26 protein-coding genes are annotated in these 21,103 nt (G+C 44.5%); all 26 read right to left on the bottom strand.

Going from position 1 to position 21,103, the window contains the following annotated elements; translation table 11 throughout:
• Window positions 1-159: 159 nt before the first annotated feature.
• The 26 genes from WMO62_RS02830 to rseP all read right to left on the bottom strand — a co-directional run bounded on the left by WMO62_RS02830 (window position 160) and on the right by rseP (window position 21,102).
• The gene (locus WMO62_RS02830) at window positions 160-654 is read right to left on the bottom strand and encodes a EutP/PduV family microcompartment system protein (RefSeq protein ID WP_117497166.1); all 495 of its coding nucleotides are present in this window, start codon (window positions 652-654) and stop codon (window positions 160-162) included.
• A 3-nt stretch (window positions 655-657) separates the two neighbouring features.
• Window positions 658-1,089 carry a BMC domain-containing protein gene (locus tag WMO62_RS02825; protein WP_117497168.1) on the bottom strand — a complete coding sequence of 144 codons (432 nt, stop codon included), beginning with the start codon at window positions 1,087-1,089 and terminating at the stop codon, window positions 658-660.
• A gap of 9 nt (window positions 1,090-1,098) precedes the next feature.
• Window positions 1,099-1,461, bottom strand: a complete 363-nt coding sequence (locus WMO62_RS02820; RefSeq protein ID WP_117497169.1) for a BMC domain-containing protein — start codon at window positions 1,459-1,461, stop codon at window positions 1,099-1,101.
• 3 nt (window positions 1,462-1,464) lie between these two features.
• Window positions 1,465-2,019 (bottom strand): DUF2284 domain-containing protein, encoded by a 555-nt coding sequence (locus tag WMO62_RS02815; protein ID WP_118439350.1) that lies wholly within the window; start codon window positions 2,017-2,019, stop codon window positions 1,465-1,467.
• Between the two features lie 11 nt (window positions 2,020-2,030).
• Window positions 2,031-2,471 (bottom strand): cupin domain-containing protein, encoded by a 441-nt coding sequence (locus WMO62_RS02810; RefSeq protein WP_117497171.1) that lies wholly within the window; start codon window positions 2,469-2,471, stop codon window positions 2,031-2,033.
• Between the two features lie 77 nt (window positions 2,472-2,548).
• Window positions 2,549-3,787 carry an ethanolamine utilization protein EutH gene (locus tag WMO62_RS02805; protein WP_349143732.1) on the bottom strand — a complete coding sequence of 413 codons (1,239 nt, stop codon included), beginning with the start codon at window positions 3,785-3,787 and terminating at the stop codon, window positions 2,549-2,551.
• A 42-nt stretch (window positions 3,788-3,829) separates the two neighbouring features.
• Complete coding sequence (locus WMO62_RS02800; protein WP_349143731.1) at window positions 3,830-4,369, bottom strand: BMC domain-containing protein; 540 nt, start codon at window positions 4,367-4,369, stop codon at window positions 3,830-3,832.
• Between the two features lie 3 nt (window positions 4,370-4,372).
• Window positions 4,373-5,725, bottom strand: a complete 1,353-nt coding sequence (locus tag WMO62_RS02795) for a 4Fe-4S dicluster domain-containing protein (RefSeq protein WP_117497177.1) — start codon at window positions 5,723-5,725, stop codon at window positions 4,373-4,375.
• 22 nt (window positions 5,726-5,747) lie between these two features.
• Window positions 5,748-6,029: a EutN/CcmL family microcompartment protein gene (locus tag WMO62_RS02790; RefSeq protein WP_117497179.1), complete on the bottom strand. Its 282-nt coding sequence runs from the start codon at window positions 6,027-6,029 to the stop codon at window positions 5,748-5,750.
• Window positions 6,030-6,065: 36 nt separating this feature from the next.
• A complete protein-coding gene (locus tag WMO62_RS02785; protein ID WP_349143730.1) occupies window positions 6,066-6,800 on the bottom strand; it encodes a hypothetical protein in 735 nt (244 codons plus the stop codon).
• A gap of 15 nt (window positions 6,801-6,815) precedes the next feature.
• The gene (gene eutJ / locus WMO62_RS02780) at window positions 6,816-7,646 is read right to left on the bottom strand and encodes an ethanolamine utilization protein EutJ (protein ID WP_118439345.1); all 831 of its coding nucleotides are present in this window, start codon (window positions 7,644-7,646) and stop codon (window positions 6,816-6,818) included.
• 31 nt (window positions 7,647-7,677) lie between these two features.
• Window positions 7,678-8,289 carry a phosphate propanoyltransferase gene (gene pduL / locus WMO62_RS02775; protein ID WP_117497184.1) on the bottom strand — a complete coding sequence of 204 codons (612 nt, stop codon included), beginning with the start codon at window positions 8,287-8,289 and terminating at the stop codon, window positions 7,678-7,680.
• On the bottom strand, window positions 8,286-9,095 hold the full coding sequence (locus tag WMO62_RS02770) for a cobalamin adenosyltransferase family protein (RefSeq protein WP_349143729.1): 810 nt from the start codon (window positions 9,093-9,095) through the stop codon (window positions 8,286-8,288). Before WMO62_RS02770 ends, pduL begins: the two co-directional genes overlap by 4 nt.
• A gap of 82 nt (window positions 9,096-9,177) precedes the next feature.
• Window positions 9,178-9,462 carry a BMC domain-containing protein gene (locus WMO62_RS02765; protein ID WP_117497188.1) on the bottom strand — a complete coding sequence of 95 codons (285 nt, stop codon included), beginning with the start codon at window positions 9,460-9,462 and terminating at the stop codon, window positions 9,178-9,180.
• 45 nt (window positions 9,463-9,507) lie between these two features.
• A complete protein-coding gene (locus tag WMO62_RS02760; protein WP_349143728.1) occupies window positions 9,508-10,986 on the bottom strand; it encodes an acetaldehyde dehydrogenase (acetylating) in 1,479 nt (492 codons plus the stop codon).
• A 3-nt stretch (window positions 10,987-10,989) separates the two neighbouring features.
• Window positions 10,990-11,577 carry a BMC domain-containing protein gene (locus WMO62_RS15875; protein ID WP_435390458.1) on the bottom strand — a complete coding sequence of 196 codons (588 nt, stop codon included), beginning with the start codon at window positions 11,575-11,577 and terminating at the stop codon, window positions 10,990-10,992.
• 22 nt (window positions 11,578-11,599) lie between these two features.
• Window positions 11,600-12,274 (bottom strand): ethanolamine utilization microcompartment protein EutL, encoded by a 675-nt coding sequence (gene eutL, locus WMO62_RS02750; RefSeq protein WP_349143727.1) that lies wholly within the window; start codon window positions 12,272-12,274, stop codon window positions 11,600-11,602.
• A gap of 26 nt (window positions 12,275-12,300) precedes the next feature.
• Window positions 12,301-13,230: an ethanolamine ammonia-lyase subunit EutC gene (eutC, locus tag WMO62_RS02745; protein WP_435390457.1), complete on the bottom strand. Its 930-nt coding sequence runs from the start codon at window positions 13,228-13,230 to the stop codon at window positions 12,301-12,303.
• A gap of 15 nt (window positions 13,231-13,245) precedes the next feature.
• Entirely contained in the window at window positions 13,246-14,613 is a 1,368-nt protein-coding gene (locus WMO62_RS02740; RefSeq protein WP_349143725.1) for an ethanolamine ammonia-lyase subunit EutB, read from the bottom strand.
• A 17-nt stretch (window positions 14,614-14,630) separates the two neighbouring features.
• Window positions 14,631-16,064 carry an ethanolamine ammonia-lyase reactivating factor EutA gene (gene eutA, locus WMO62_RS02735; RefSeq protein ID WP_349143724.1) on the bottom strand — a complete coding sequence of 478 codons (1,434 nt, stop codon included), beginning with the start codon at window positions 16,062-16,064 and terminating at the stop codon, window positions 14,631-14,633.
• On the bottom strand, window positions 16,057-16,503 hold the full coding sequence (locus tag WMO62_RS02730; protein ID WP_118439337.1) for a EutP/PduV family microcompartment system protein: 447 nt from the start codon (window positions 16,501-16,503) through the stop codon (window positions 16,057-16,059). The genes eutA and WMO62_RS02730 overlap by 8 nt, the downstream gene beginning before the upstream one ends.
• Before the next feature lie 37 nt (window positions 16,504-16,540).
• Complete coding sequence (locus WMO62_RS02725) at window positions 16,541-16,897, bottom strand: BMC domain-containing protein (RefSeq protein WP_117497202.1); 357 nt, start codon at window positions 16,895-16,897, stop codon at window positions 16,541-16,543.
• Window positions 16,897-18,060: a 1-propanol dehydrogenase PduQ gene (locus tag WMO62_RS02720; RefSeq protein WP_349143723.1), complete on the bottom strand. Its 1,164-nt coding sequence runs from the start codon at window positions 18,058-18,060 to the stop codon at window positions 16,897-16,899. Before WMO62_RS02720 ends, WMO62_RS02725 begins: the two co-directional genes overlap by 1 nt.
• Before the next feature lie 104 nt (window positions 18,061-18,164).
• Window positions 18,165-18,455, bottom strand: a complete 291-nt coding sequence (locus WMO62_RS02715; protein ID WP_349143722.1) for a BMC domain-containing protein — start codon at window positions 18,453-18,455, stop codon at window positions 18,165-18,167.
• Between the two features lie 294 nt (window positions 18,456-18,749).
• Complete coding sequence (locus tag WMO62_RS02710; RefSeq protein WP_349143721.1) at window positions 18,750-19,982, bottom strand: GNAT family N-acetyltransferase; 1,233 nt, start codon at window positions 19,980-19,982, stop codon at window positions 18,750-18,752.
• 88 nt (window positions 19,983-20,070) lie between these two features.
• Window positions 20,071-21,102: an RIP metalloprotease RseP gene (rseP, locus tag WMO62_RS02705; RefSeq protein WP_118596052.1), complete on the bottom strand. Its 1,032-nt coding sequence runs from the start codon at window positions 21,100-21,102 to the stop codon at window positions 20,071-20,073.
• Window position 21,103: the final 1 nt, after the last annotated feature.

Genomic DNA, 21,103 nt, shown 5'->3' with positions numbered 1-21,103 from the left:
AGAAACGGATAAAAGAAAAGTTGGGATGGATGAGTCCTGTTCAATACAGGCTCCATCTTTTAGCTGCATAAAGAAAAGCGAGACGACCGAAGTCGCCTCGTAAAAGTCTAACTTTGAGGGGTCACCTCAATCTGCATCAGTCTTTTTATGGTTATTCTATTACTCTTCCCAGGCATTAAGCCCACGGCTTTGTTTTTCAATTGCCTGCTCAAGGGTGATTTTTTCCGGATCTCCCTGCAGGTATTCCATAAGCTCAGGGATTCCCTCTTTTGTCACATTGTTGACTTCAAAAATCGGATCACACCCGGAATTTGCCAGCCACTGTCTTACCATCGGGATATTTGCATATGGCGAATCGATCTTCGTAATAATACCGATCAATGGGCGGTTCACGAAGCACTGACAATTAGCCTCAAATACACTGAACGGCTCATCTGCCGCCATTACGATTGCAATAATATCTGCCTCAAATGAAAAACATGCCAATGCAACACCGACATTTTTGGATTCTGCATATTCTCCCGGGGTATCAATAGTATCTTCAGCTGTATTGGTATACTGCGTCTTATGATAATGCAGCTCTTCACCCTTCAAAGCCTGTGTAAGAGAGGTCTTTCCGGACTCACTTCGTCCCATCAAGAATAATCTTTTCATTTCCTAATTCTCCGTCAGTTCACAAGCTCCAAACTTCAGGGTGTTTCCAAAATAATCCAACACTTCCTGAAGAGCGATCTTTATATTTTCTCTTTCACCAGTCAGGATCAGAGATCCATTAAACCGATCCATAAACCCAATCTCGACATTGGCCACTTTCGTTGCGATGTCAGCAGCTACTACCGCACCTTCCCAGGGTGTAAACTGCAATAATCCAAGGCTCTCTCCTGTATGATCCTCACCTAAATGTACACCGATATGAAGTCCCAGATTTTTATATACTTCCGAATCCGACACTCCGATCAGATGTGCAAGTGATACCTCGCTTCCAGGAATACGGATACGAACCAGACGAAGCTTGTCACCCTGTAGTGCCTCATAGTTCTCCGAAAATATATACTCCAGAAATTCTTCTCTCGTTAATCTCTGTTTCATAGGGATTCCTTACCGCTGCGTGACCGGACAGGTGACATATCCAAGAACATCATGGTAATAGCGAACAACCTCATTGAGAGCGCTTCTTACATCTGAAATATCTCCGGTGATGATCAAAGTTCCGGTAAAACGATCTGCAAATCCAAGATATACATTTCCGCTCTTTATTGCAATGTCAGAAGCAATAACGGCTGATTCCGGTGGAGTCATATTCATGATCCCGATCGCAGATGATCCATAATCAATAGAAGGATTCAGACCCAGCTTCTGGTAAATGATCGGAGCCGGTCCGCCCATCACATGTGCAAGTGTGATCTCTTTACCTGCAACGGTCTCCTGTACAATTCTGATCTGATCTCTATGGTCAATCATCTCTTATTCCTCCTGGTTACATAATAAACTGGATACAGTCACCTGATATTCCGGCAGTTTGTTATCAAACCACTGTAATTTAATACCCAGTTCTTCTTCCAAAAGTCTGGTAAACTGAAATCCCAGACAAGTCATGGAATATCGCTGATCCTCCGGATGCCTGCACGGCAGATCATCCAATCTTGCGCATCTCTTACAGAGAAGACATGTGCTGATACTTAAGCTTCCCGGATATTGTTTTTCCAGCTCTAAAAGAATTACCTGCAGGTGAAGCTGAACCTTCTGAAAGAGATTTCTTCTCACCCAATCCATACCTTCCGGTGTCTTGATCCGCTCACGTAGTTCTTCTGAATAATGAATCTTTACAGCGATCAGATACGCATCCTGGTATGGCTTCAGATACTCAAATGGATCTGGCTGACCAGGCGGACAGGACCAGTCATTGTTATAATTCGTACATTTTTTGCACGCTTCATTTGAAGTTTTGGGATCCAGATAAGTCACCAACCGACTCACCGGTAATTTTTTTACAATGACTTCTGTGCGATAATCTTTCATAAGCTTTCTCTTTATAACTCAGCCCAGTTTGCCGGATATACAAAATACCAGTATTTTGCATAATTTGGTGTCTGGAAGTGAATATGGCTTCCTTTCGGGATATAAATGATCTCACCTGGTTTTGCTGTCAGAACATTTCCATTGATCTCGATCTCCAGAGTTCCCTCTACAACGCAGTCATACTCATCATAAGTAAGTGTCCATTCAAATGATGTGCCGTCTTTTAATTCCATGAGACCTGCACCCATTCTCGGTGCTTCTTCCAGGGTCACAACATCTTTCAGATATACCCCATCTTGCTCAAAACGCTCAGTCTCGACTTTATCAGTGGTGATCTTGATGATTCCACTCGGATCTTTTTCTTTATACGGCTCAGCCGGAGCTGCAGTGCCAGCTGATTCAGCCAGTACTTTTTCAACAATAGAGCGAATCAATTCTTTACTTACATCCATCTTTATACCTCGCTTATTCTAAAAGGAGCTTTACGAAAGCCGCTATTACACTTACTTTGCAAAGCTCCGTATTTAGATTACTCTTCTTTTTCTGCTGCTTTTACAGATGCTTCAACCTTTGAAAGAAGTTTCGGCGCAAGAATATTAGCAACGATCAGAGCTGTGATACCAGCTGTCAGCTTACCAACAATCATCGGGAAGATCATCTCGCTGTTAACACCTGCAGTAAATCCAAGGTGATCACCAAATACGAATGCTGCAGAAACTGCAAATGCAACGTTAAGGAGTTTTGCCTTCGGATTCATATCGCCCATAATATTAAATACAGCGATATTGTTTGCAAGGTTTGCTACCAGACCTGCAGAACCTTCTTTGTTCATACCAAGTTTTCCACCAATAGACTCCAGCGGCTTACCAAAGGTACGTGTGATCCACTCTACCATCGGGAATGCACCGATCAATACGCAGGAGATCTGTCCACAGGTAAGAAGACCAGACTCAAGTGGAATAGCTCCAGAAGCATCCGGCTCAACCATGATGTTCAGAAGCGGGAATTTAATACCGGTTTCATACTCAAATACTGCAATTGCAGTAAAGATCGTGATAACGATCGTAACGCCTGAACCAAATTTGTCAAAGCCACGGATCATCTTGTCCGGGATCACCCACAGACCTACAACGATAAGACCAGCAATAATGATAACCGGAATCAGGTTCACGAGGATCGTTCCGATACCCATCTTGTACTGTGTCATGTTCATTGCCAGACCACCAACGATACATCCGATCGGAACAGTGATCAGACCAGCCAGAACACCGGCACCCAGGTACGGTTTATCTGATTTTTTGATAATGGAAAGTGCTACCGGGATTGTAAATACAATTGTTGGTCCCATCATGGTTCCAAGGATCAGACCTGCAAAATTACCAATACTTTCGTTTGCTGCCATCTGCATAGCCAGCGGATAACCACCCATGTCACATGCAAGCAGTGTCGTTGCGAACATGGAAGGGTCAGCACCAACCAGAGTATAGATCGGAGCGATGATCGGTTTTAAGATAATACACAGAACCGGAGCTGCTGCTACTACTCCAGCCATAGCTGCTGCCAGAGGTCCCATAGCATTAAATCCTTCATCGAATTTTTCACCATATCCCCGCTTGTTTCCAGCAATCTTATCAATTGCACCAACCAGCATGAAGATCATCATAATAAATACGATTGCGCTGTTAATAGAAATACCGGATATCCATTCACCAAAACTTTCAGTGAATACACCTACATTTGTAATGTTAGAAACTAATTCCTGAAACATACAACCTCTCCCTTCGATTAGTATCCTTTCCTACGGTAAGGATTATAAGAGTGATTCAAGTACCTGTTTGGAAGGACGTGGAATCACGGTACTTCCAATGTAAAGCTCACTCTGTTTTTCAGCTGCTGCAACTGCTGCGCGAACAGCACCCACATCACCTGTAAGGGTGAAATAACCTTTTCCACCCACAGCATAGCCGGTCCTCACTTCGATCAGTGTCACCTGAGCGGCTTTTGCTGCCACATCTGCTGCCTTGATAGCCGATGCGATTGAATAAAACTCCACAACACCAATGGCCTGTGGGTCTACTACTTCCTGTGTTCCTGCAATTGCAGGGAACAATTGCTCATGTACATTTGGAATAAGAAGAGAATCAACAATAAATTCCCCTCCTTTTGCCAGGCCAGCCTCTAAGGCTGCTCTTACTGCACCAGTTTCGCCCCCAACGATGACCATATATTTTCCAGGACATACTGTTGTACCACGAAGCAATGTAACCTGGGCAGCTTTTATCATGTCATCACTGGTTTCGATACCACGTGCAATACTGGTAAGTTCTACCATACAGATTGCCATTCCCATGATTTATGCCTCCTTCTTGCTGATTCGAATGCCTGAAGATCCAATCTCTGTGACGATTCCCGCAAATCCGGTGTGGATATTTGCAGAGAGCCCCTCTGCTGCTTCCGCAATGAGATCTCCTGCATGTACCATATCTCCAACCTTCACCACCGGGGTCGCTGGTTTTCCAATGTGCTGTCCAAGCGGAACGATCACTTCCTTCACATCCAGATCTGTGATCAGCTTTGGCTCCACATGGAATACATAGTCTGAAAGTCCCAGCCTTGCGATCAACCGTTCGGTTGGTATCCTGCGCTGCTCGATGGTGGATTTTGCTGTAGGATTCTGGTTCTTTTCAGGATTGATTCCCAGTCCTCTCAACAGTCCCTTGGTATAGTCATTCATTTTCCGTGGTGATAAGCCCATCGGACATGCAAACATTTCGCATACACCACAGCTGCTGCAGTTTGCAGCACTTCCAAAAGTAGCTTCAAACTCCTTGACGTCTGTGATCTGATCCTGACGCCAGAGATTTCTCATAATTTGATTGGGTTTTACATTATGACCAATCTGTTCTCTTGGACACAGATCCGTACAAAAACGACACTGAATACAGGATGTTCTTGCCTGACGAATCATAGTCTGTACCGGCTTCACTGCCCTTCTTACCAGATAATGATCTTTTGGCAGGATCAGAAGGTTACCGGTTGTTTTTGTTACCACTGCATGATCGATCATGGAATCACTCGACTGCATCTTTCCCATCATTGGACCACCGATGATGACTGCATAGTCTTTTACTCTCAGATCAACCTGATTGATGATCCTTCGAATCGGTGTTCCAAGCGGAACTTTAAACATCACAGGTTCTCTCACTGCACCTGTAACAGATAAATACTTCTCCGTCACAGGTTTGTCTTCCAGCGCATCTGCAATGGAAAGAACGGTTCCAACATTCTCGACAACTGCTCCCACATTTAATGGAAGTCCTCTTTCCGGAACGCTTCGCCCTGTCACCTGCTGAACCAGCACCTGCTCATCTCCTGCCGGATAAAATGTCCGCATTGGAAAAATCTCAACTGCAGCATGTTTCTCACGGATCGCTTTCTCCAACGCTGCAATCTCAGCCTTATATTTTGCTTTTAATCCGATCACAATGTGCTGTGCTTCTAAATGATGCCCCATGAGCAGTATCGTATCAATGATACGGTCTGCAAATTCACGGCACAGGAACTTATCCGTCTCGATCAACGGTTCGCATTCCGCTGCATTAATAATCAAATATTCAGCTTTTGCATTTAATTTTACGTGTGTTGGAAATCCGGCGCCGCCGGCACCAACAACACCTGCTTTTTTAATCGCTTCTATTAGTTCCATAAACTTCAGCTCCATTAACTCATCAGATCAGCGCGACATCAACATCATGTCCGTCCACGATTCCAACTATAGTTGCATCCACCGGAATATTACTTCCTCCGGCTGCCGGACGAGCAGAACTACCGCCAACGTAGATCACCGTTTCACCGACACCTGCGCCGATAATATCTGCTGCAATGATCGGTTCCCCGACAGGATGCAGATCGATCAGATTAATCGGCTGAATCACAAGAAGTTTCAGTCCGTTTAAGTTTTCATCCTTTCTGGTTGCCCAGATATTTCCGATTACTTTTGCTGTCTTCAAATCAGAAACTCCTTTCTTCTAGTTTCGATTTATCACTTAGCAATCTACTTTTTCAATCACAATATGATACTTTTTCGCATAATCCGTTGCCAGATCTGTAACGATTGTCTTTCCGTTCACAAGAATGCGAGTTACTTTGCCCTGATGGGCTATGATCATGTCTCTTTCTGAGAGTACTCGCTTTTCAAAAGCAAGGTCTTTTTCCTCTGCCTTTGCAGAGACTTCTACCTCTGTACTGCTTGTACAGCACTCACTTCCCAGAATAGCAGGTCCGATCTGCTCATTCGGAAGGATCTCCACCCCGCTCTTTTTCAGGAGCTCAAGATTTGCTTCGAGCTTTCCATAATATTCCCTTGGTGCAGTCTTACGATAGTGATATAATTCCACATCCTCTTCCGGAACATAGATTTTCTTACCACAAAGCAGAGCCTTTCCAAATGCTTTTGTATAAGGCGTATCAAAAATACCATTTACGATCTTTCCCAGCGCCTCATTGGTCAGTGTATATGCGATCACGGCTTCCCAGTTTTCCACATCCCATGTATCCTCAAGCAAAGCACATCTCATCCGATAATACTCTGCCAGTTGTTTACATTCATAGACTTTGTGGCAAATCTCTCCATGATTCTCAGATATGATACCAAGCACAGGTTTATCTTCCGCTCCCACAACTCCAATATGGTTAGCTTCCGCTTCCGGCTCAGCTTCACAGGCGGCAACACGCTCTTGTACTCGACGATAGATTTCGTTGACTAATGCATCTAAATCCATGCGTATTCCTCCTAACTATTTGCAATTCATTGCAATTCCCGTCGGAGTAACCAAAAATGGATTCTCCGGCTTGACGGTTTTGATACCCGTCTCTTTTTCAATAATTTTTTCCATACCGGTGAGGCAGCAGGTACCACCACAAAGGTAAATGGTATCCGTCTCGCTGAGATTTACATACTTTTTGATAATACTTGCCATCTTTTCTACTACCGGTTTCAAAATCGGAAGAATCTCGCGATGTTTGCTGTAATCCTGCTTAATCACCTCTGCCTCATCAAAACTGATATGATAATTACCTGCAAGTACTAACGACAGATGCGTACCACCTGTTGGCTCATCCTGAATATCAACCACCTTGCCATCTTTCAGGATAGCAAGTCCTGTCGTACCGCCACCAATATCTACGATCACACCATCTGAGATCTGGTACACAGCATTTGCAGCACTGGGCTCATCCAACACTGCAACTACTTCAAATCCTGCACCTTCTGCCACATACTGATGTGTCTTTACACTGCTTTCAGTACCTGCCGGCATAGCGATCGCACAGTCAATAAGCTCTACTTCTCTGCCGGTTTTTTCTGATATACGGTCTTCCAGTTTTTTCTTTAACTCTTTTACCACTCGGAGGGTTCCAGAATAATCCACAACTACTCCATCTTTCAGGAAGTTATGCGCCTGCTTCTCACATGCAATCGGATTGTTCTCTTCATCCAAGACTACGATCACGATATATGCAGTACCAAGATCCAATCCCACTTTAAATTTGTTGCCTACAGGCTGAAAGGTTTCGGTCTCAGACTGTTCTACCCTTTTCATATAGCTTTCGATTCTTTGAATATCCATTCCAATTGCTCCTGTCGATATGTTTCCTTTTTTAATGTCTGATAATCTTTCCTAATGTAAAGCCGCTTACCATAGCTGCATTCGCTTCATCAAAATCGATATGCATCTTATACCGATATTTATCACTGACACGGATCACCACATCATCAAATGTCAGCATACGCTCTGTGAGCATCTGAACACTGACACGCTCTCCGTCCTTCATATTCATTTTACGGGCAATGTCCGTTGGAACATGAATATGATTATGGGCTACGATCGCTGCCGGGATGTCTTTTAGTACACCCTTAGGTCCTTCAATGGTGATAGTTCCGGCACCTTCCAGATTGCCGGACTCCCGAACCGGAGCTTCTACTCCCAGAGTTCGTTTATCAGTAATAGAAACCTCTACCTGAGCAGCACTTCTGGCCGGTCCCAAAACAGATACCTGTAAGGTTCCTTTTTTTCCTACCAGCTTTACTTTCTCTTCACTCAGGAACTGCCCCGGCTGGGACAGCATACGCTTCGGGTGAAGCTGTGCACCTTCTCCAAACAGGATCTCTATCTGTTCCTGGGTCAAGTGTACATGTCTTGCCGACACTTCCACTTCGACCAGACCAGACTTTACAATAGAATCAACGACTTCGTCTATTATTCTATTCATTTTGCCTCCTGATTCTGAAGTTTTGCCAACTGTTTACACATCAGGATATGCATTGCACTGGACATGCGGTTTAATTCCTCGATGATATCACCTCGGTCATAACTCTTTCCGTTATGGAAAGCGGTTGCAGCCGCTACTTCTGTCTCACGCACTGCAGTCCGCATCTGATTCAATAATGCATATGTCTTACCCAGCTTATAACTTGGAAGCACCATCTGTTTTACCTTATAATATTTCATCGGATAATGCGAATGCTCTCTCAGTTCAGCGTGAGTCAGCCCGATAATGGTTTCTCTTGTAAACGGTTCTTCCAGCACATCACATCTCATCATTTCCCGGATACTTGTCAACACATCTTCCAGGTCTTCTACAATGGACATATCCTCGCCCATCTCGATCAGTATAGTCTGGTTCAGAACAAAGAGTGCTTCTAATGCATCCAGTTTTCCACGGAAAAGAATTCTCTTGTCGTCCTTGGCAACCAGTCTGTTTCCTGCCAGCTGTGTCATGTGTTCCGGCTTTTCAAAATAAAATGCGCCAGTCGTATCATCTACATATTTTGGTTTCGGCAGATTTTCCACTTTCTTCGGAACTTCAGGTTCCTGTGCAGGTGGAACATCTGTGGCTACTACTTCAATATTACTTTTGCGGAGCGGCTTGTCTTTCGAACTAACAATTTTTACTTTATTCTGCTGCAGATATTCTCTTGCGGCCGGGGAAAGAATCTTTCCTTCCGGGATCACATAAGTCTCTATCTGTGTATCTCGCAGTTCATCCCGTAAAATTGCTTCGGTAATGACTTTCATGTCGTGCCACCTCCTAATATGGTGTTTTATAAACTACCTGCACCGGAGGCTTTACGCTCCGGGCAGGTCAGTCACAAATCACTTATTTAGAAAGCTGTGGCAGAATTCCTTCTACTTCCTCGTGTGGTCTCGGGATTACGTGTACGGAGATCAGCTCACCAACACGCTCAGCTGCTGCTGCGCCAGCGTCAACAGAAGCTTTTACTGCACCTACATCACCACGTACCATAACGGTTACCAGTCCGCCGCCTACATGCTCCTTTCCAACAAGAGTAACGTTTGCTGCTTTAACCATTGCATCTGCTGCCTCGATAGATGCTACTAATCCTTTTGTTTCAATCATTCCTAATGCCTGAGTAACTGCCATTGTAATGTCCTCCTTAAATTAATTGTCTTTTATTTTTTAGATATTTTATATTGCCTGAAGGCGCTTTACGATTTCATTGACCAGCATATCTACGTCAATATCTTCCGCCTTTGAGCCAGTACAGCAAGGAGCCGCGATCAAAGCTTCCGTATTTTTGCGGATCTCATCCATCTCCAGCAATCCTTCTGCAACAACACGAATATTGATCAAATGCTGCGGTCCTACGTTTTCAGAAGTAGCACTTCCTCCGATGGCACCGCATCCAAGTGTCAGTGCCGGCTGCATACCTGTGGAAGCGCCGATGCCACCAAGTGCACTTGGCGTATTTACCATGATACGGGAAGCCGGTATTCTTGCCGCAAAATAATCTACGATCTTAGGATCTTTGGTATGCATGGAGAATGTATGTCCTGCTCCTTCGTAATGAAGAACCTTTTGTGCAAGTTCACAGATCTCCACATAATTCTCTGCAGTATAGAATCCAAGGATCGGAGCAAGCTTCTCATTGGAATATGGATGTCCAAATCCAATGCCAGTCTCTTTTGCAACCAGAACTCTTGTTCCTTCCGGAATCTCAATCTCAGCCAGATCTGCAATCACCTGGGCACTCTTACCAACGATCTGCGGATTCATAGTTCCGTTTGCTCGAAGGATGAATTTTCCAAGTTTTGCGATCTGCTCATCATTCAGGAAATAAGCTCCCTGTTTTTCCATCTCGACACGAACGGCCGGTTCCATATCACAGTCGCACATAACGGACTGCTCGGATGCACAGATCGTTCCATTGTCAAAAGTCTTTGAATCCATGATACGTTTAACCGCCAGGGCTACATCTGCTGTCTTTTCAATATAAGCAGGTCCATTTCCAGGTCCCACACCGATAGCCGGTGTTCCTGAAGAATATGCGGCACGCACCATTGCGCTGCCTCCTGTTGCCAGGATCATGGCAACATCCGGATGTTTCATCAACATATCCGTTGCCTGAATCGTAGGTATGGTGATCACAGATACAAGATCTTCGTTTCCACCTGCCTCAGCAATGGCTGTGCGGATCACCTTAACCGCTTCTACGATACAGTTCTTTGCATTTGGATGCGGAGAAAAGATAATTGCATTTCCACCCTTCAGCGCAATCTCTGATTTATAAAATGCAGTAGACGTAGGATTTGTAGAAGGAATCAGACCTGCTACAATACCAACCGGAATTGCGATCTTTTTGGTTTTTTTCTCCTCATCTACTTCAAGTACTCCGATCGTCTTCATGTCTTTGATTGCTTCATAGACACCGCGACTTCCGAATACATTTTTTATTACCTTGTCAGCCTCGATACCAAACCCTGTCTCTTCATGAGCCATCTTCGCAAGTCTTTTTGCATTTCTGACTCCGGCTTCTGCAACGCTCTTTACGATTGCATCTACCTCTTTCTGACTCTTCTGTGCAAATTCCTGCTGAGCTTTTTTGGCCTTTTCAACAAGATCTCTCACTTCCTGAACTGACAACAAATCTTTATCATACAACTGCATATTTTATATCTCCCGTCCTGTAAATTCTAGTATGTTCTGAATCAGTTCTGTCTTTTTGCCAAATCGAATCTGTTCTCTTGTCATATTATCGACCTGCAATTCTCTTGCAATCGTTCTGAGCTTTGAAACAGACATTTTCTCCAATATTTCCTCGGTGTAAGATTCAGCTTTTACAGGTTCTTCGATCACTGCATTGTCTGAAACTTCAGCAATCGGAGTCTCGGAAACTTCCGGCACTGTTTCTACTTCAGGTTCAAGCTTCAATTCCAGCTCGGGCTTCGGCTCCGGATCAGACTCCGAAGATTTTTCCGGAGCAGAAGGCGTCGATGGCTTGAGCATCTCGCCCACTGACTCGTGAGGTCTTGGGATCACATGAACACTGATCACCTCTCCAACTCTTTCCGCAGCACTTGCTGCTGCATCCATAGAGGCTTTTACTGCTCCTACATCTCCCTCTACCATCACTGTTACCAGTCCGCCGCCTACCTTTGTTGCTCCAAGACTGCTGACATTTGCTGCTTTTAATGCACTATCGAGAGCTTCCACTGCTGCAAGGTAACCATATAATTCAATCATTCCTAATGCTTTCATATAGTACCTCAGTTGTGATTACTTATACCAGTGGGTTTTCTGCAACTGCCTCAACGGCTTCCGCAAATGCGTTACATGCTGCTTTACAAGCTGACTGGCTTCCAGTCAGAAGACCTCCACCAAAGTTGGTCTCACTAGGCGGATTGTACAGAGCAACGATGGTTACATCTGCTGCCTTGATTGCTGCATCCAGAGCGTACATTGCTTCCAGCGGCGGAGCAATCAGGTATGCAAGAGCTTCACCTTCTTTGATTCCATTGGTGCTGGACAGATAAGAACCAGTACGGGAAATGCAATGCGCATAATACGGAATGGAATCGTCATCATTTGCAGATACGAAATGAGCTTCATTTTCAATAAAGTCTACAGCAGCTTCCAGGCCGGCTCTTGCCTCTGCCGGGTTCGGTCCTGCCAGAACACCAATGATCTCACCTGCGAGCTTGGTGTTTGCATTTGCTGCTCCAGCATAGAAGGAATGTGCATAGATAACATCTACATCTGCTTTCTTTGTTGCTTCATCAAGCGCTGTATAAGTTACATCATCACTGTCTGCTGTCAGCAGTGCCAGTGAACGATGACGCTGCGGATCATATTCAATAATTCCACCAGCTGTGATCAAATCCTGAACCATTTTCTGTGTTGCATTCGGGATATATCTCGTTGCAAGGACAGTCGCTTTTAACGGATCTCTTTTCATTTTGTTATTACCTCCATCCAGAATGATTAAAGTTTAAGGTCTGTTCCACTTGCTTTTGCTTCCAGAATCTTCTTGATGATATCTGCAATATGCGCTCCTGCCTCAGCCGGGATCGTACCATCTTTGTGAATATTGGAAACAACTGTTCTTCTTGCTTCCGGCATACCAACTGTTGCCTTGTAAGCAATATATGCAGACATGGATTCTGCTGTAATAAGACCTGGTCTTTCACCGATCAGTACACAAGTAACGTCAGCGCCTGTGATCTCAGAAATCTGATCCATGACACCAACACGTCCATATTTTACAAAGAACGGTGTACCTGCTTCAATACCATAGCTCTTAAGGCCCTGAAGAATTGCCGGAAGAACATCAGCGGTATTGGCTGCAACTGCTGCGGAACTAAGTCCGTCAGATACATAGATCTGTACAGTCGGATGCATTTTGCATTTTTCTTTGATCGTCTGAACAGCTTCATCACTGAGGACACGACCAAGGTCCGGTCTTGTAAGATAGGTATCTTTACTGTCACATTTTGTCTGAACAGTGAACAGTCCAAGTTTCTCAATAACCTCTGGATCTACGTCTGTAAATACGGCATCCTGTGCTGCGGAATGTGCTGCACGGAATTCCAGTACCGGTAAGGTCTTGTATCTGGCACCTGCTTTGCCGATACCCAGACGACAAGGTGCATACTGTTTCAGTTCATAATAAGCATCTCCTGCAACCGGATGCTCTACCAGATACTGTTTTTTAATATCGATCAGTGCTACATCCTCTACAAACTGATCATCATCAGATGCTTTCTTTGTATCCGCTTCTTTCTGTGCAGGAGCTGCCTGAGCTGTTGATGCGGAAGCTGCTGATGTTGCAGATGCAGCAGGTTCTGCTTTATCTGTTACATTCATCTCAGTAAGAACCTGAGCAATAATATCTCTTAAATCTTTTTCGTTCAAAACTTCCACCTCCCCTTACTTTAAGAATACTGATGCATCGCCTGCAAGGTCTGTAAGTTTGCCGTCTTTGGAGAATCCCATCTTTTCAAGCCACTCATCAAACTCTTTGATCGGACGAAGACCAAATACTTCACGAAGAGATGCTGCCTCATGATAACCGGTACACTGATACATCAGCATACAGTCATCACCCTGCGGAACACCCATGATATAGTTGCATCCTGCTGCCACAAGAAGAGTTGCCAGATTCTCAATATCGTTCTGGTCAGTCTTCATATGGTTGGTGTAGCAGGCATCACAGCCCATTGGAAGGCCTGTCAGTTTACCCATGAAGTGATCCTCAAGACCTGCTCTGGTAACCTGTTTTGCATCATACAGATACTCCGGTCCGATGAAACCAACTACGGTATTAACAAGGAACGGATGATATCTTCTTGCGAATCCATAACAACGAGCTTCCATGGTTACCTGGTCCCATCCGTTGTGTGCATCGGAAGAAAGCTCGGAACCCTGTCCGGTCTCGAAATACATGTAGTTCGGACCTGCACTGGTTCCTTTTTCATTCATCATCTGATATCCCTCATCCAGCATAGCTGCTGTCAGGCCGAAAGCTTCATTACCTTTCTGAGATCCTGCGATGGACTGGAATAACAGGTCGATCGGAGCATGCTGTTTCTCACATGCTTCCATCTGGGTTGTCACATGAGCAAGTACGCAGGTCTGAGTCGGTACTTCCCATTTATTTCTGAAATCATCGAAACTCTTCAATACTCTTGCAACGCTCTCCACAGAGTCATCTACCGGGTTCAGACCGATAACGGCATCACCGCAGCCAAGGGAAAGACCTTCCATAGTAGATGCAATGATTCCTTTCGGATCATCAGTCGTATGGTTCGGCTGCAGACGGGAAGAGAATGTTCCATCAAGACCAATTGTTGTATTACAATGTGCCTGTACTCGGATTTTCTTTGCGGCATAAACAAGGTCAAGATTTGTCATCAGTTTGCAGACAGCTGCAATCATTTCAGAAGTAAGACCTTTTGCCACTGTTCTGATCATGTCACCTGTTGTATTAATATCCAGGATCCACTCTCTTAACTCAGATACAGTCCAGGACTGGATACTGCGATAAATAATCGGGTCAAGACCATCAACGATGATTCTTGTTACTTCGTCTGTTTCATACGGAACAGCCGGATTTTCATACAAATCTTTCATCGTAATGTGCATGAGAACTGCTTTGGCTGCAACTCTCTCCTCTGCGGATTCAGCAGCAACCCCAGCAAGCTTGTCGCCGGATTTCTCTTCATTGGCTTTACCCATTACTTCGCGAAGAGATTTGAATTCATAGACTTTTCCGCGTAAATGTGTCTTTAAGATCAATTTTCTTGTCCTCCTTCTCAAGAATTGAAAATTAAAGTTTTGGTAACAACCGGGACTACCCGTCCCATGGCAACTGGTTCTCCGATATCAATATAATCTCCGTCGTTCGCATAGATTCCATCAATACAGATGAGATCTTTTTTGCGCTCCAGGAGCACATTGATCGCATTTCCCAATACCTTGGCAATATCATTTTCAATGACCACAATCAATGGATACGGTCCCGAGATAACCGCTTCTGCCCCATGGATGATCATTTCTGCCAGTTCCTGAACTTTTAAAAAGCTGGAATGATATTTACCGGAAATTACGATTGCTACCTGTTCCATATGACCCTCACTCATGAATAGCTGAAGTTTTTTATGAAGAGTCGACTGGAACAATGCCGGGTCCTGTTCATCTTCTTCAGACAATCGCAGAACCGGAATGTTTTTTATGGGCAGTTTTCCATCCGTATACTGGATGGTGCTGCCACTAACATTTGTTGTATGGGTACCTGCACCTACAACTGTGGCACGGATCGTCTCCGCTGCCTGATAGGTCGGTACGGTTTTGAGAACCGGATGATTTTTGATCGCTCTTGCAAGCAATACCCCTACATCATGATAGGCAAATACATCTGCTGGCTCTCCTTCATAGTAGACACTGGCAACGCCGCCTGAATAAGTAACCGCATCAATTGCAGGTTCTTCTTTCAGTTTTTTGCCATGATTGGTATACATCTTGCTGTGCATATCATCTGCAGGCTCTTTATTGATCGCCTGTGCCAGCTGATCTGCCATCAGTTCACATACCTTCATGAGGGTCTCTTCTTTTGCCGTATCCCCAACATTGATCTCGATTCCATGAGCTTTTGCAAGCTCCTTTGTTCCCGGAAAAATATAGTAAATTTTTCCGTTCTCATCGATCTTGATCAATCTGCCGCCCACATCCAGGCAGCTGGTTCCCCTTAAGATTCCGTTCTGAAATACGGCAATGTTACTGGTGCCTCCGCCAATGTCCAGATTTGCCACAGTCTGTCTGTGTTCCTTTGACAGCTTGTCTGCGCCAGCGCCTCTTGCAGAGAGGACGGATTCCAGATCCGGTCCTGCAGTTGCAACGACAAAATCTCCTGCCAGATTACTTAATGTATTCAGTACAACATTGGCATTCTGTTTTCTTGCAGTCTCACCGGTAATGATCACAGCTCCTGTGGAGAGATCCTCCGGTTTCATTCCTGCATCCTGATATTCTTTTTCAATAATTTCTTTTACCTTCTCCGCATCAATGGTCTTCTGATCCAGCAGAGGGGTAAAATAGATCTTGCTTCTGTATGTTACTTTCTTATCAACAATGTTGATCCTCGGCACCACATAATTGCTTGCTTCATTTTCAATTGTCAGTTCGCTGAAAATCAGCTGTGTAGTTGATGTGCCGATATCAATTCCTACACTTTTTATGATCTCATGCATGGCTATCCATCTCCTCCATATACTTTAGAAACGCGTCAAACCCTTCTCCTGTATAGCTGCTGGTAACAAATGTCTTCTTTGCTCCTGCAAGCTCCAGATATTTTTTTGCATTTTCGATCTGCTCTTTGCTTCCAAGATCACATTTTGTCACTACACCCACACAGGGCTTTCCAAATGTGGTTGCATATCCTGGCGGAAACATGGTGCCGCTTTCTGTTGACTGCTGTACAAGAACAATACAGTCTACCTCAGCTGCTGTGACTGACAAAGCACCCCAGAACCGATGTTCAAAATATTCACCTGGTGTATCGACCATCGTTTTATTTATCACCTGGATCGTCTGGGTCTTCTTATATCTCAGTTCTTCATTAGTCAAATACTGGCAAAGTGTTGTCTTGCCTGCCATGGATCTTCCAATCAGGATGATCTTGGTTTTCATATTGCTGTCCTCTTTCTGACTTTATAACGGTTGATCATCAGGACTGTGTGATCTCCGGCTTTGCAAATCCCATGTAATCACACAATTTTGCGATTACTCCATTCATCGCCGCTTCCACGGAAGCCACTTCACCGGTAATGATCAGTGTTCCATTAAAACGATCCACAAATCCAATCTTGATTCCACCGGCTTTACTTGCCACATCTGCAGCAATGATCGCACCTTCGCTTGGCGTGATCGTAAAGATTCCGATCGCACCATCTCCATCTATCATTCCCATTTTTGAATAAAGATCACTCACCGGATTGGGAATAATATGTGCCAGTGTAATCTGCTTGCCTGGAACAAATTCCTGAATAATTCTTTCCTTTGATGAATCAAATTTTTCTATCATCAGATCTCTCTTCCTCTATAAGCTTCCATGAAAAGCTCCTTCAGTTCTTCCTTTGTCGGAACTCTCGGATTGGTTGCCGTGCAGGAATCTGCCATTGCTGCATCCACCATCTCATCCAGAGCAGCCACAAACTCATTTTCCGGAATTCCAAGATTCTTAATACAGGATGGAATATTCAGCTTTCTGATGAGCTGTTTCGTTGCACGGATCGCACCAAATGCACTCTGTCTGCTGCTTCCGCTATCAAGTGATAGAACCGTAGACATCTTTGCATAACGTTCTGCAACAGGTGTGAGAGAAGTACGGCATCCACAATTGTATGCCATCACATAGGGGAGAAGCACTGCATTGGCTCTTCCGTGTGGAATATGGAAATGTCCGCCCAGGGTATGTGCCATACTGTGATTGATACCAAGTCCTGCATTGGAAAATGCCATTCCTGCCAGACAGGACGCATGATGCATCTTCTGTCTTGCATACAGATCTTCTTTCGTCAGCTCTTCTATATTCTTTCCTGCTGCTTTGTACGCTTCCGGAAGATATTCAAATACAAGCTTCATAGACTTCTCAGCAGCTGCATCGGTAAAATCATTGGCCTTTGATGAAACATATGCTTCATACGCATGTGTCAGTACATCAATACCTGTATCAGCAGTGATCGATGCCGGCACTGTCTTGGTAAGCTCTGCATCCAGAACCGCCGCATCCGGGAGCATATTCTCAGAGATCAGCGGATATTTTGCTTTCTTATCCGGATCGCTGATGACCGCAAAGGTCGTCACTTCACTTCCGGTACCACTGGTCGTCGGGATTGCAACAAAGTATGCCTTTTCCAGCATACCTTCTCTTGATGCCAGATAATTCATGGCTTTTGCCGCATCAATGGAAGATCCTCCTCCCAAAGCAAACAGCACATCCGGTTTTATGTCTACCATCATAGAGATTCCTTTTGTTACAGTTGCAATATCCGGATCCGGCTTGATCTCTGAAAAGATGGTAACTTCCACACCCATTCTTGCACAGATATCTGTAATATAGGAGACCTTTCCACTTTCATGCATGAACCGGTCTGTAACGATAAATGCTTTTTTACGGCCCTGTAAAATCTCTGTCAGCCCTTCACGATCCATATAGATCCTTGGCTTCACTAAGTAGCTGTCCATTTTCTAGTAACCTCCTTACATTCTTCAGAAAATAAAAACAGCACCATATAATTCTACTTATACGGCGCGCCTTCCGATATCAATAAAAGAAACCTTTTGACAGTTTACCATGATTCTGAATTGATCCGCTTAACTGCTTCATCCACCGCGGATGCAGATCCCAGAATTGCAAGGCAGGTCAGATGCTGCGGACAATTGCCGCTGATCTCAAACACTTCCACATCCGATGCTTTCTGAGCAAGATCACTTGCATAGATCAGATCACATACGTTCCCATTGAGCACCGCCAATGCAGAATGCTCCTGAAACAGCACATCAAGTCCTTCCATCCGTGCTCGTCGAATAATAATCTGCCTAGTTCCTTCTGACACCGTTTTCATAATATGAATCTTCATCGATGTCATTCCTTCCCTATTCACTTTTTCAATCAACAAGTCAGGTAACTGATATATGCATATGGCGCTGCACATATCCTTTCGTTCATTTGATGATTCTGTCTTTTCACCTGTCTCCGAGCCGAGCAGTTGTACAAATCATCTTTTCAACGCTTTCTTAGTATACATCATTTTTGCAGTTTGTCTATTCATTCATAAAAATTTTTTTTACAACTATGCAATTGTTACAATTTTTCTTTTTTATGTCCATTTTTAAGCAGAAAGAAGGAAGAGTCTCCTCTTCCTTCTTTTTGCTTAAAAATATGTATAATTCTTTGGTTTCCGGCTCCAGCCGATGGCATTTTGTATATCCTGCACATAAGCATGATCACTGCATTCCATCTGCTCAGACCACAGAAATGTTTCCAGTGGGATCGCACCAACAACCAGCGAAGACAGATCTGCAATCTTTGCCTTCAGAATCACATCTGCTTTCTGAGCATCCGTCTGACATACCCGATCCCCATCTACCCGAAGCCGGATCGTCTTATTGTTGGATTCCATAAAATCATCCTCTATCTGGAGCTCCAACGTAAATGCTCTACTCACAGGTTTGTCACAATGACTTTGCTGTCGGAAATATTCCTCCAGATCCAGAATACGGAACATAAATCCCATGATCTTCCTTCCCGTCTCCTGAATTGCTCCATCATAGGCCCGGTTCTCGCCACTGTCCGGATTCGTAAACAATATATGGAAATATTCTTCATACGTATAGATACGCACTCTCTCGATCTGATCGGTCTGTGAAGCAAAAAACGTCAGGAACTGCTTCATGGTCTCCATATCCTCACAGATCAGTTCACGCACCGCCAGGTCATGATACATATCTGTATAATGATCCACTTGCACAAAATCAAAGGTCAGATATCCTGTAATCTTTCCATTTCTTCTGCAGACTACCACATATGGTTCATCAAAGATCCGATGCTTATCCATAAAAGGATGGATCGTCGCTCCATGTGTTTTTCTGGCATATTGCCGGTAGAACTCCAGTATTTCTTCCTCATCCTCTGGTCCTGCATAGGACAGGCCGGATTTATCTCCATAGGAACGGATATATTGTGGACGCGGTGAATACATTACCTGTTCCGTACAATATCCATATCCCATTTTGCGATAAAAAGCCGGATTAAATGGATGCAGTGCTCCAACTGCCGTGCCTGTCTGTGCAAATACCCCCATCTGAACCCTGAGAAGATTTCTTGCAATATGTTCCTTCTTATGCAGAAAGTTTGTGGATACATAGGCTGGTGCCCCCATTTTCATCATCTTCCCACGGACATTCATCTCAAAATCCATCATAAGAAGAGAGCCTATCATGGTGCCGTCATCATCAAAACAGCCAAGATATCTCCCTTCCTCCGGTCTGACAAGTTCTTCTGGCATATTGTCCAGTAATGCCTGTGGTGTCTTAGATGGGAACGCTGTCTGCACATTTCTTCTGAGCTGCTCCACTTCTGCTGGTTCTACAAAACGTATTTCCATCTTTTTTCTTCCCCTTACAATTCAATTTTCAGCGCCATATCATTCGATTCATATGCACCCATTATATCACCTTCGTACAAAATAATCATCACTTAATAAAAAGTTTATGCAAATCGCTGAACAGAATCACAGCCATCAGTCCCATCAACAATACAAATCCTGTAAAATGCACCATACTTTCTTTTTCCTGTGGAATAGCCTTGCCGCGAATAGCCTCAAGGATCAGAAATACCAGCCGCCCCCCATCCAGTGCCGGTATGGGCAGGAGATTCATTACTCCCAGGTTCACACTCAGAAGAATTGCGATCATGATCATATTCATAGTCACATAATACCAGCCATCTACCCGGGATTCCTTGTAGGTATCACCAATCGTGCTGACGATTCCCACCGGACCGGACATTTCCTCCAGTCCCACCTGTCCGCCGATCAGCATCTTCAGGCTTTCAACGGTAGCCTTCAGCCAGTAGCGGATCTCTGCACAGCTGTATCCAACTGTTTCCAGTGCACCGCCCTTTTCCCGCTGCACAGTTCTGGAAAATCCATAGAGATAAGCTCCGGTGTCGCTTTGCTTCGGAGTCAGCACAACCGTCTGCTTCTCTCCATTCCGTTCAAAGACTACTGTTGCCGTCTGTCCCTGATGAAGACTGCTGTAAAGACTTACCTCCCGGTAGAGCCAAGTACGGCTTCCATTGATGCTGATGATCTGGTCACCATCTTCCATGCCAGCCTCTGCTGCCGCAGAATCTGGAATAATGTCCACCATTGTATTGTCGTAGCCCACGCTTCCCACAATGATCAACGCCAGCACCCATGCCAGAATAAAATTAAATACAGGGCCTGCCGCCACCACAGCGATCCGTGCCCAGACAGATTTATTTCCAAAAGCACCTTCAGAATCGCTGGCTTCTTCCTCTCCTACCATCTGACAGGAACCACCGATCGGCAGAAGCTTCAGCGAATACCGTGTATCTCCCCACACATGGCTTAAGAGTCTTGGTCCCATGCCAAGAGAAAATTCAATCACTTCAATACCATTCCATTTTGCCAGAAGAAAATGTCCAAGCTCATGAAATATAACGATCGCACTGAATATGATCAGTGCCAGAATATAACTCAAT

Origin of the sequence: Hominiventricola aquisgranensis (assembly GCF_040096225.1) — a bacterium.
Taxonomy (GTDB): Bacteria; Bacillota; Clostridia; order Lachnospirales; family Lachnospiraceae; genus Hominiventricola; species Hominiventricola aquisgranensis.
The sequence above is the reverse complement of the archived record's forward strand: the minus strand, read 5'-3'. Positions and strand labels throughout refer to the sequence as shown.